The sequence below is a fragment of the Burkholderia sp. ZZQ-2 genome (genome assembly GCF_050768715.1).
GTDB lineage: Bacteria > Pseudomonadota > Gammaproteobacteria > Burkholderiales > Burkholderiaceae > Burkholderia > Burkholderia cepacia.
In genome coordinates, this window is the sequence record NZ_LDVA01000248.1 from 39,601 (window position 1) to 51,206 (window position 11,606).

6 protein-coding genes are annotated in these 11,606 nt (G+C 68.9%); 2 read left to right on the forward strand and 4 right to left on the reverse strand.

Annotation, left to right across the window (positions count from 1 at the left end):
• Positions 1-246: 246 nt before the first annotated feature.
• The 3 genes from ABY44_RS17300 to ABY44_RS17310 form a co-directional block, all read right to left on the reverse strand.
• Complete coding sequence (locus ABY44_RS17300) at positions 247-3,168, reverse strand: GLUG motif-containing protein (RefSeq protein WP_431641453.1); 2,922 nt, start codon at positions 3,166-3,168, stop codon at positions 247-249.
• Positions 3,169-3,233: 65 nt separating this feature from the next.
• Complete coding sequence (locus tag ABY44_RS17305) at positions 3,234-4,907, reverse strand: ShlB/FhaC/HecB family hemolysin secretion/activation protein (protein ID WP_414143083.1); 1,674 nt, start codon at positions 4,905-4,907, stop codon at positions 3,234-3,236.
• A gap of 293 nt (positions 4,908-5,200) precedes the next feature.
• On the reverse strand, positions 5,201-6,451 hold the full coding sequence (locus tag ABY44_RS17310) for a YbfB/YjiJ family MFS transporter (RefSeq protein WP_060173008.1): 1,251 nt from the start codon (positions 6,449-6,451) through the stop codon (positions 5,201-5,203).
• A gap of 124 nt (positions 6,452-6,575) precedes the next feature.
• Between ABY44_RS17310 and ABY44_RS17315 the strand changes: the two genes are divergently transcribed.
• Positions 6,576-7,490 carry a LysR family transcriptional regulator gene (locus ABY44_RS17315; RefSeq protein ID WP_027787754.1) on the forward strand — a complete coding sequence of 305 codons (915 nt, stop codon included), beginning with the start codon at positions 6,576-6,578 and terminating at the stop codon, positions 7,488-7,490.
• Between the two features lie 122 nt (positions 7,491-7,612).
• Here the strand turns inward: ABY44_RS17315 and alaS are convergent, their stop codons facing one another.
• Positions 7,613-10,237 carry an alanine--tRNA ligase gene (gene alaS, locus ABY44_RS17320; RefSeq protein ID WP_060173007.1) on the reverse strand — a complete coding sequence of 875 codons (2,625 nt, stop codon included), beginning with the start codon at positions 10,235-10,237 and terminating at the stop codon, positions 7,613-7,615.
• Positions 10,238-10,486: 249 nt separating this feature from the next.
• On the opposite strand from alaS, the gene ABY44_RS17325 reads away from it, so the two are divergent.
• Positions 10,487-11,606: CaiB/BaiF CoA transferase family protein (locus ABY44_RS17325; protein ID WP_431641456.1), on the forward strand; the 1,120-nt coding region annotated here is incomplete at its 3' end.

The following is an 11,606-nucleotide window of genomic DNA, read 5'->3' on the forward strand; positions in this document are numbered from 1 at the left end:
GTTGCCGCTCCCCCCGCGCGCGCGGCACACCACGAAAAAGGGGGCTTCACGGCTCGGCGTGAAGCCCCCTTTGCGCGGCACGACCGCGACCAAGGCCACCCGGCGACGGCATACGTGCCGCCATCGCCGGCCGGCCATCCCGTCAGGCACGCATGCCGGGCGGGTGTCGGATCGAAGCCGCAATGGCGCGACGTTCCCGGAAGGCGTGTATCACCACCACGAACACCGCCTCCCGGAATGCGGCGATCAGTTCCGGATGTCGCCGAAATCGAGGCCCGCGACCGGCACCGCCGCCGCGCTTCCGCTCACGCTGCTGCCGCGCACGGAGCCGGTGTTGAGGCCGACCAGCCCGCCGTAGAACTGGTCGTAACCGGCCGTGTACGCAACACGGCTCCTCGAGCTCGAGTTCTCGACCGAACCGAAGTTTCCACCCGCCACGCCACCCAGCCGCGCATTACGCCCGCCGGACACCTTGCCTGACGACGACGACGACGCGATCCTGCCTGCGTTGTTGCCGACGAGACCGCCGACCCAACTGTAATCACCGCCCTTTGCCGAACCCGACGAGTCCGACGCATTGATCGATGCGCCAGCGGAGTTGATGCCGACCAGTCCGCCGACGTTGCCATCGGTTCCGGCAGCGACGTCACCCGATGCGCTCGACGACGATACGCTGCCGTCATTGCGTCCGACCAGACCGCCCGCATCGCCGGCTCCGTCGACGGTCACGGCCCCGCTCGCGCTGGCGCTCGCCACCGTGCCGGCGTTCTTGCCGACGAGCCCGCCGGCGCTGCTGTTCGCACCGGCCGATACGTCGCCCGCCGCGGAGGACGCGGTAAGGGTGCCGCCGTTTCCGTTCTCGCCGACCAGACCGCCAGCCTTCGCGTTGTCGCCCACGGTCACGCTGCCCCTCGCGTCGGCCGCTTCGATCGATGCGGCGTTGTAGCCGACGAGGCCGCCCGCCGTCGCGTAGCGGCCCGCCTTCACGGTCGCACTCGACGAAGAGGCCTTGATCCGTCCGGCCTTGTCCCCGCCTTCGTTGAAGCCGACGAGACCGCCGACACGCCCGCCGCTGCCCGGCGCGTTGACGCTGCCCGCAGCCGACGAGCCCGCGATGATGCCCCGGTTGACCCCGACCAGGCCGCCCGTGCCGCCCGCCGAGAGGCTGCTCACCTGAACGTCGACGCGGCTGTTCGCGATGGTCGCATCGCCGAGGTCGGGGTACAGGACCGTGCGGTTTTCGCCGACCAGGCCGCCAACCGCCAACGCATTCTTGTCGCCTTCGACCCGGCCCGACACGAACGCGCGATCGATCGAACCGCTCAGATTGCTGCCGACCAGGCCGCCGACATACGTCAGGCCTTCGCCGCTCACGAACACGTCCTTCGCCTTCACGTTCGAGATCTTGCCCGCGTTGGCGCCTGCCAATGCGCCGACGCTGACGGGAGCGCGATTGGGCTGACCAAACGCTTGCGCCCTGACGTTCTCCAGCGTGATGTTGGAGATCCGGCCAACGTTGCTCGCGAACAGCCCGACGAAGGCTGCGCCGGGATTCACGACCGACAGGTTGCCGATGGTATTGCCCAGGCCGTCGAACACGCCGCCGAATGCGTTGCTGTTGCCGCCGAGGCTGCGGAACTGCGCGCCGTTGCCGTTGATCGCATTGCCCAGCACGTAACGGCCGTTCAGGTTGCCGTCGACGTCGCGCAACCCCGCGAGGTCATGAATCACGCGATACGCTTCCCCGTTTGCCGAGAACGATGCATTGCGCCCGGACAGCGTGACCACCGCACCGTCGTTCGCCAGCGTATGCCCGCTGCCCGAATTCAGCTCGAGGTGCGCGTTTTCGCCCGTCAGCGCCAACGTGTTGCCGATACGGACGCGCTTCGCCGCATTCACCGCCACGCCCGCGTTTGCGCCGCTCGCCGTCAGCGACTGCTTCAGGTCGACGTTGCCCTTTTGCGACGTCAGCGTCAGCGCGTTGTCGCCCGCCCAGGTCACCGCGTCATTCACCGTCAGATCGCCCGACGTATTGGTCAACGCGACGTTCGTCGTGCCCAGGTTGCGCGACAGCGTCTCCCCGTCGATCGCGTTGGCTCCGGAGCCGACCCCTGCGTTGGCCGCCTCGATCGTCCACCGGCCCGTGCGGCCCGACGCCGCGCGCGTATCCACCTGCGCGTCGCGCGCCACCGTCACCCGCTCGCCACGCGTCGTCACCGTGCCGCCTGCCGTCGATGCGTCCTGCGCACTCGCGTCGAGCTTCCCGCCGACATGAACCTGGCCGCCGTCCAGCGTGATCTTCCCGTCGCGGCTGCTCAGGCCCTTCGCCTCGATCGCGCCGCTGTTCTTCACCACCGAACCCAGCAGACCGCCCGCCGCGCGCGCCGTCATCAGCACTTCACCGCCGTCCGCCTGCAGCAGCCCGCCGTTGTGCGCCTGCGCGTCCACCGCCCCGCCTTCCACCAGCAGGCTCAGCAGCCCCTGGCCGTCGAAGTTCACGTTGAACGCATTGCCCGCGCCCAGCGCCACGCGCCCCATCTGCGCGCGGATCACACCCGTGTTCGACACCCGCGCGCCCAGCAGCGCCACGCTGCCGCCGTCCGCCGCCGTGATCGTCCCCGCGTTCTGCACCGACTGGCTCGACGTCCCCGCGAACCGGTAGCGCCCCGCCAGGAAATCCGCGTCCGACAGGTTCTGCGTCGACGCCACCAGACCGCCCACGTTCACCTGGGCACCCGCACCGAACATCACCCCGTTCGGGTTCACCAGGAACACCCGGCCGTTCGCGTCGAGCTGACCCAGGATCTGACTGCCGTTCGACCCGAGCACCCGGTTCAGCGCCATCGACTGGCTCCCTGGCTGCTTGAACGACACCCGCTCGCCGCTGCCCACGCTGAAGTCCTGCCAGTTCGTGATCAGCTTGTCCGTGTGCTGGTGGATCGACATCGTTTTGCCGTCCACCGACGTGTCGATGTTCGCCTTTCCCGACTCGATCACGCCGCCCGTCGGCAGCGCGTACGCGCCCGACGCCGCGAGACCCAGCAGCGACACGCCCGCCGCGAGCAGGCGCTTGCCGCCGCTCGACTTGCCACGACGGCGCGCCGTTTCCCCGACCGCGCACCAGCCTCCCTGCGCTTCATTCCATACCAACGAGTAGGCTTTATTCATTTTGGGATCCTCTTCAATTTACTCAAGAAAGACCGTCTTGCCAGACGGACTGCGATCACGCTCGCTCAGAAATACTGAGCGGCCTGAACCCATACGCTCGGCGCGCGGGTCGGCGAGTCGCCGCCCCTGCCGAGCGGCAATGCGGCAGTCAGCGACACCTGCCGGGTCGAGCCGTACCAGCTCGCGCCGAAGCCCACCGACTGCATGTGCTGCGTATTCCGTTCGCGCGTCCATGGATGCCGGTTGAGCTGCACGCCGCCCGCGTCGACGAACGTGCTGACCTGCCATCCGGGCGCGGCGAGATAACGCAGTTCCGCGCTTGCCTGCCAACCCTGATCGCCGCTGCCTTCGCCGAGCGCATACGCGCGCACGCCGTATGGTCCGCCGAGGCCGAATTTCTCCGACGAATCGAGATTGCGCGACGCAAGCTGGCCGCTGACCTGCGCGTACACCTGGAACCGGCTGCCCACGGCCTGAATGCGCTGCAGGTTCAGGTTCAGCTTCGTGAAACTGCCGATCGCGTTCGTCAACTCGTTCGCTCCGAGCGCATCGTTGCTGCGCAAGCGCCCGACGCCGAACATCACCGAGAAGCCGTTGCGACCGCCGCCCAGCCAGCCGTCCTGGCTGTTCCCGCTGAGCGCGACAGTCCACAGGCCGACGTTCTTGTCGTTGCGCAACGAAAAGACGCCGTATTCGTCATGCAGGTTCTTGTTCTCGTACTGAATCTGGGCCGTAAGGCCCGCGTTGCGTGCGCGCACGATCGGCTGTGCGACGTACACGGTCTGCACGCTCGCGCGCCCGCTCGCGTCGAGATCGGAAAAGCCGCCGGCGAGCCGGTAGCGCAGCGACGAATACCCCACCCCGACCCGCGTCGACGCCGGTCCGACCGGCACCTGATAGGCGGCGCGGTAATAGCGTTGCCGTTCATTGCTGACGAGCCCGCGCAGGCTCAGGCGATCGCCGAGCCGCAGCGGCGCATTGACGTCGACGCTGCCGCCGACGCGGTAACGCCCCGTCGACGGATCGCCGAAGTTGTCGAATTCGAGCGCCCCGGAAGCAGGCGACGCGCGCCCGGCCTCGACGACGAGATCGGTGGTGCCTGGCGCGTCGCCGGGACGCAACGTGCCGCGCGCGCCGACGCCCGCCAGATCGTCGAGCAGCAGCAGGCTGCGCTCGAGACTGGCGCCACGGACGACGTCGCCCGCGCGCAGTGCCGCGAGCGGCTGGCGCAGCACGGCGTCGAATACGCGGGAATGGTTCTGGATCTCGATGCGGCCGTAGCGGCCTTCGACGACTTCGATGCGCACGACGCCGTCGTCGATCTCCTGCTTCGGCAGATAGGCTCGCGCGAGCACGTAGCCGCGCGCGCGATAGAAGGCGGAGATCCGCTCGGCCGCGCGCTGAAGATCGGCGAAGCCCAGCGCATCTCCGGCCAGATCGGCGACGAGCGCCTGCAGCGTTGCGCTGTCGAATACCGTATTGTCGCCGACCTCGAACCTGCGCACCCAAACACGTGCCCCGGTTTCGGCAGGCGCCTGCGCGGCGCTGCCGGACGGCACGATCTCAAGGTCGGGTGCGGCTTCCGCCGGCAGGTTCGGCCGGGACGTCTCGATGTCGCGCATCGCCGAGCCGGCGTTCGGCGCCTGCGCATACGCGTGGCCGAACAGGCTCGCGGCACCCGCTCCGCACAGCAGCGACAGGCACATCGCGCGGCCGACGCCGGCGGTCGCTCGCCGCATGCCGCGAGCGCCGATCACCCCGGCATACTCATCGGCAGCGCGAAGGCCCGCCGCCGGAAAACGGTCGATGTCGTCACGACAACGGACGACGATTCTGATTGGTTCTACCCACATGCGTCACGGCACCCTGAATCGAGTTGCCGGATACTCGCCGGCAATCAAATAATTCGGGGCATGCTACCGATCGATAGTCCGCGTGTATGTAGGGCACGTACGAAATTAGCGCGGCATTTTTCGTTCAATTAGAGACGTGTATCAGCCTTCGCGAGCTGAAACATCGCAATCCTATTCATTTATCCCGTGCGATGCCGGCGTGCGACGGCGATCGTCGCAAAGCCCGCGGCTCCGGCCAGCAGCACCGCGGCCGCGAGCCAGAGCACCGGCGTGAACGACGCGTACCGCGCAACCAGCGGCGCCGCGACGAGCGGCCCCAGGATCTGCCCGACCCCGTACGACGCGGTCGCATAACCCATCAGCCCGGCCGCGCGTTCTCCGTGGAGCCGCCGCGCCTCGCGCATCGCGAACAGCGTGATCGCGGTGAACGGCAGGCCGAGCAGCGCGCTGCCGACCGAGAAGCCGGCCGCGTTCGGCCACACGATCCCCGCCGCGATTCCGAGCGCCTGAGTCGCGCAGCCGGCGGCGAGCAGCAGCCGGTTGTCCCAGTGGCCGGGCAATCGCGAAGCGGCGATCGCGCCGACGATCAGCGCCGCGCCGAACATCGGCCAGAACAGGTCGGGCCACGGCGAGCCGGCCGGCAGCGCGGCACGCGCGATCACCGGCAGGAACGTCGCGGTGATGATGTAGCCGAAGCCCGGCATCCCGTACAGCACGACGAGCCACGCAGCGTCGACCCGATGGCGCCGCGCGTCGTGCGGTGCCGCGACCGTCGCCGCATGCCGGGCAGGCTCGGCCGTCGGCACGGCTGCCGACACCGGCGCACTGCCGAACGTGCGCCAGATCGCGATCGACAGCACGGCCGACAGCGCCGCGAAACCGAGCCAGCCGGGCGCCGCGCGCTGGCCGGCCAGCGCGCTGCCGATCAGCCCCGTCACCACGATGCCCACGCCGGGTCCCGCGTAGATCACCCCGCTCCACTCGGGCGCGTGCAGTTCGGCCAGCCGCCGCAGCCCCCATTGCGACACGAACACGAACGTCCAGGCGCTGACGACGCCCGCGACGAAGCGCACCACGAGCCACGCCGGCAACAGATGGCCGACGCCCATCGCGGCGGTCAGCAGCACGGTGGCGGCAAGCCCGATGCGCACCATCCGTGCGGGCGCGGCGCGCACCGCCGCGCAGCTGACCGCACCGACGAAATAGCCCGCGTAGTTCGCCGACGCGAGCCAACTGCCGGCCTTCAGACTGATCGAGCCGTCGGCGAGCATCAGCGGCAGCAGCGGCGTGAACGCGAAGCGGCCGACGCCGAGCGCGACCGCGAGCCCGATCATGCAGGCGAGCGCGGCCGCGCGGGCGCGGCGGTCGGCGTCGGCATCATCGGGCAGGTGTACGCCGGCGGCGGCGCTCGGGGCATCGGAACGGGACATGGCGGCATGGGCCGCGCGCGGAACGCGCCGGCCGGATCGGAAATCGGAACGTTTCCATCGTAGCTTGACCAAACGTTCTCGAAAAATGAATAATTGAGAATCCATTCATCGCTCGGAGAGAATCATGGATCTGGCGGCGCTGGCGATATTCCGGGCCGTGGTGCGCGAGAACGGCGTGACGCGCGCGGCGGCCAAGCTCAATCGCGTGCAGTCGAACGTCACGACGCGCATCAAGCAGCTCGAGGAGGAACTCGGCGCGGCGCTGTTCGTGCGCGACGGCCGCCGGCTCGTGCTGACGCCGGCCGGGCACACGCTGCTGCCGTATGCGGAGCGCCTGCTCGCGCTCGCCGACGAGGCGCGCGACGCGGTGCGCGAGGACACGCCGCGCGGGCGGCTGCGGCTCGGCACGATGGAGAGCACGGCCGCGAGCCGGCTGCCGACCGTGCTCGCGCGCTATCACCACGCGTGGCCCGACGTGTCGCTCGAACTGGTGACGGGCACGACGGGCTGGCTGATCGAGCGCGTGCGCGACTTCGAGATCGACGCCGCGCTGTTCGCGCGCCCGCCGGCACCCGACACGCTGCCCGACACGTTCGAGACCGTGCCGGTCTTCCGCGAGGATCTGGTGCTGCTCACGCCGCGCGGCCATCCGCCGGTGCGCACGCCGCGCGACGTGATCCTGCCGACGCTGATCGCATTCGAGCGCGGCTGCACGTATCGCAAGTACGTCGAACAGTGGTACGCGGCGCACGGCGTCAAGCCGGCGCGCGTGCTCGAACTCGGCTCGTATCACGCGATCGTCGCGTGTGTCGCGGCAGGTGCCGGCGTCGCGGTCGCGCCGCGTTCGGTGCTCGACCTGCAGCCCGAGACCGGCAACATCGCCGCGCACGTGATCCCCGAGCTGGAGGGCATCGACACGCTGCTCGCGTGGCGGCAGGGTTATGCGTCGGCGGCGTTGGCCGCGTTGCGCGATGCGCTCACCGAAGCCGCACGGCAGCCGGATGGCGCGGCGAAGCCGCCGGTGGCCGTGCCGGTCTGAACCGCCGGCCCCCGCTTCCGCCGCGCACAAACAAACGGCCCGACCGGTATCAACCGGTCGGGCCGTTTTTCATGTCGAGCGACGCCGCCTTCAACGAGACGGCATCGCATCGGTCGTGGCGATCAGAGCCGCTCTTCGACCCAGCCCTTCACGCCGGCCAGCGCGCCGGGCAGGTTCGCCGGCTCGGTGCCGCCTGCCTGCGCCATGTCCGGGCGGCCACCGCCCTTGCCGCCGACCTGCTGCGCGACGAAGTTCACGAGCTCGCCGGCCTTGACCTTCTTGCTCGCATCCGGCGTGACGCCCGCGATCAGGCTGACCTTGCCGCCTTCGACGGCCGCCAGCACGATCGCCGCGCTCTTCAGCTTGTCCTTCAGCTTGTCGACCGTTTCGCGCAGCGTCTTCGCGTCCGCGCCGTCGAGCGTCGCGGCCAGCACGTACACGCCGCCGATTTCGACGGCCTGCTGCGCGAGCTCGTCGCCCTGGCTCGATGCGAGCTTCGACTTCAGCGCGCCCAGCTCCTTCTCGAGCGACTTCACCTGGTCCTGCACCTGCGCGATACGCTGCGTCAGTTCCGACGGCTGCGCCTTCAGCGCCGCTGCCGCTTCGTTCACACGCGCGTCGAGCTCCTGCACGTAGCGCAGCGCGTTGTCGCCGGTGATCGCCTCGACACGGCGGATGCCGGCCGCGACGCCGCCTTCGACGACGATCTTGAAGAAGCCGATGTCGCCGCTGCGGCTCACGTGCGTGCCGCCGCACAGTTCGCGCGAGAAGCCGAGGTCGAGCACGCGCACTTCATCGCCGTACTTCTCGCCGAACAGCGCCATCGCGCCGCCCTTCACCGCTTCGTCGTACGGCATCACGCGCACGATGCCCGGCGCGTTGGCCAGGATTTCGTTGTTGACGATCTGCTCGACGCGACGGATTTCGTCGTCGGTCATCGGTGCGTTGTGCGCGAAGTCGAAACGGGTCTTTTCCGCGTCGACCAGCGAACCCTTCTGCTGCACGTGCGCGCCGAGCACTTCGCGCAGCGCCTTGTGCATCAGGTGGGTGGCCGAGTGGTTGCGCTGCGTGCGTGCACGACGGTGCGCGTCGATCTCCGCGCGCAGCACGTCGCCGACCTTCAGCGTGCCCTGCTCCAGCGTGCCGTGATGGCCGATCACGTCGGCCTGCACCTTCAGCGTGTCGGCCACCGCGAAGCGCGTCGCGGCGTTCGCGAGCACGCCCTGGTCGCCGACCTGGCCGCCCGATTCCGCATAGAACGGCGTGTGGTCGAGCACGACGACCGCGTCCTGGCCGGTCTTCACTTCGTTGACCGACGAACCGTCGACGTACAGCGCGACGACCTTCGCGTCGTCGAACGCGATCTCCTCGTACCCGTGGAACGTGGTCTTCGCGCCCGTGTATTCGAGGCCCTGCGTGGCCTTGAACTTGCCGGCCGCGCGCGCCTGCTCGCGCTGGCGCGCCATCGCGTCGTCGAATGCCGGCTCGTCGACCGTCATCCCGCGCTCGCGGCACACGTCGGCCGTGAGGTCGAGCGGGAAGCCGTAGGTGTCGTGCAGCTTGAACGCGAGCTCGCCGTCGAGCACCTTGCCGCCCTTCTCCTCGACGTCGGCCAGCGCGGCCTCGAGGATCGACATGCCGTGCTCGATGGTTTCGAAGAAGCGCTCTTCTTCCTGGCGCAGCACGTCGGTCACGCGCTGCTCGGCTTCCTTCAGCTCCGGATACGCGACGCCCATCTCGGCGACGAGGTCGGCCACCAGCTTGTGGAAGAACGCGCCCTTGCGGCCGAGCTTGTAGCCGTGGCGGATCGCGCGGCGCACGATCCGGCGCAGCACGTAGCCGCGGCCTTCGTTGCCGGGAATCACGCCGTCGACGATCAGGAACGAGCATGCGCGGATGTGATCGGCGATCACCTTCAGCGAGTTGTTCGTGAGGTCGCTGATCTCGGTCACGCGCGCGGCGGCCTTGATCAGGTTCTGGAACAGGTCGATCTCGTAGTTGCTGTGCACGTGCTGCAGCACCGCGGCGAGACGCTCGAGGCCCATGCCGGTGTCGACCGACTGCTTCGGCAGGCGCGTCATGTTGCCCTGCGCGTCGCGGTTGAACTGCATGAACACGAGGTTCCAGATCTCGATGTAGCGGTCGCCGTCTTCTTCAGGCGACCCCGGCGGGCCACCCCACACGTCCGGGCCGTGGTCGTAGAAGATTTCGGTACACGGGCCGCACGGGCCGGTGTCGCCCATCGTCCAGAAGTTGTCCGACGCGTAGCGCGCGCCCTTGTTGTCGCCGATGCGGATGATGCGCTCGGTCGGCACGCCGACTTCCTTCGCCCAGATGTCGTAGGCTTCGTCGTCTTCCTGGTACACGGTGACCCACAGCTTGTCCTTCGGCAGCTGGTAGACCGTGGTCAGCAGTTCCCACGCGAACTTGATCGCGTCGTGCTTGAAGTAGTCGCCGAACGAGAAGTTGCCGAGCATCTCGAAGAACGTGTGGTGGCGCGCCGTGTAGCCGACGTTCTCGAGGTCGTTGTGCTTGCCGCCCGCGCGCACGCTGCGCTGCGCCGTCGTGGCGCGCGAGTACGGACGCGGGTCCGTGCCGAGGAACACGTCCTTGAACTGGACCATGCCCGAGTTCGTGAACATCAGCGTGGGGTCGTTACCGGGCACGAGGCTCGACGAGCGGACGATCGTGTGGCCCTTCGATTCGAAGAATTTGAGAAATTTCTCGCGGATTTCGGCAGCTTTCATGGCGTGCGGGGACAGTCTGGCAAAGACGGCTTCAAACGCCGGCGCCCTTGGGCGGCGCGCGGCGGCATGGATTCGGAAACGGTCGATTATACGGGATCGGGGCCGGCTTCCGGGCAAAGCGCCGGCAAAGCGGCTCGGCCATCCGGACGGCCCGGCTGGGCCACCCGGACGGCCGATTCGCCTTAAGATGCTCGGCATGCCAATTCGCCTTGCCCGCCAAGGCCAGCCATGAAAGGAGACGATTCGACGATGGGTGCCCTGAGCCATATCCGCGTGCTGGACCTCACCCGCGTGCTCGCGGGCCCGTGGTGCGCGCAGACGCTTGCCGATTTCGGCGCGGACGTGATCAAGGTCGAGCGCCCGGGCGCCGGCGACGACACGCGCCACTGGGGGCCGCCGTACCTGAAGGACGCGGACGGCGCGGATACCGCCGAGGCCGCGTACTACCTGGCGGCGAACCGCAACAAGCGCTCGGTGACGGTCGACATCGCCACGCCCGAGGGCCAGCAGATCGTGCGCGAACTCGCCGCGCAAAGCGACGTCGTGCTCGAGAACTACAAGGTCGGCCAGTTGAAGAAATACGGGCTCGATTACGAATCGCTGCGCGCGGTGAAGCCCGACCTCGTCTACTGCTCGGTCACCGGCTTCGGCCAGACGGGTCCGTACGCGCATCGTGCCGGCTACGACTTCATCGTCCAGGGGATCGGCGGCTTCATGAGCATCACCGGCGAGCGCGACGGCGAGCCGGGCGGCGGCCCGCAGAAGGCCGGTGTCGCGATCGCCGACCTCGCGACCGGCCTCTACTCGACGATCGCGGTGCTCGCCGCCCTCACCCACCGCGACCGGACGGGCGAAGGCCAGTACATCGACATGGCGCTGCTCGACGTGCAGGTCGCGCTGCTCGCGAACATGAACACCAACTTCCTCGCGAGCGGCAAGCCGCCGGTGCGCTGGGGCAACGCGCATCCGAACATCGTGCCGTACCAGACGTTCCAGACGAGCGACGGGTGGATCATCGTCGCGGTCGGCAACGACGGGCAGTTCCGCAAGTTCGTCGAGGCGGGCGGCCGGCCCGAGCTGGCCGACGACGAGCGCTTCGCGACGAATCCGTCGCGCGTGCGCCACCGCGACACGCTGGTGCCGATCCTCGCGGAAATGGTGAAGGCGCGCGGCAAGGCCGACTGGATCGACGCGCTCGAAGCGGCCGGCGTGCCGTGCGGGCCGATCAACGATCTCGACGAGGTGTTCGACAACGAGCAGGTCGTCGCGCGCGGGATGCAGGTGTCGCTGCCGCACCCGAGCGGCGCGGACGCGAAGCTCGTGCGCAACCCGATCCGGATGAGCGTGACGCCGCCCGACGCGCGTACCG

Excerpts from the sequence above, each read along its gene's own strand:
- ABY44_RS17300 (WP_431641453.1), bottom strand. The coding sequence starts at position 3,168 with ATGAATAAAGCCTACTCGTTGGTATGGAATGAAGCGCAGGGAGGCTGG.
- ABY44_RS17305 (WP_414143083.1), bottom strand. The coding sequence starts at position 4,907 with ATGCGGCGAGCGACCGCCGGCGTCGGCCGCGCGATGTGCCTGTCGCTG.
- ABY44_RS17310 (WP_060173008.1), bottom strand. The coding sequence starts at position 6,451 with ATGTCCCGTTCCGATGCCCCGAGCGCCGCCGCCGGCGTACACCTGCCC.
- ABY44_RS17315 (WP_027787754.1), top strand. The coding sequence starts at position 6,576 with ATGGATCTGGCGGCGCTGGCGATATTCCGGGCCGTGGTGCGCGAGAAC.
- alaS (WP_060173007.1), bottom strand. The coding sequence starts at position 10,237 with ATGAAAGCTGCCGAAATCCGCGAGAAATTTCTCAAATTCTTCGAATCG.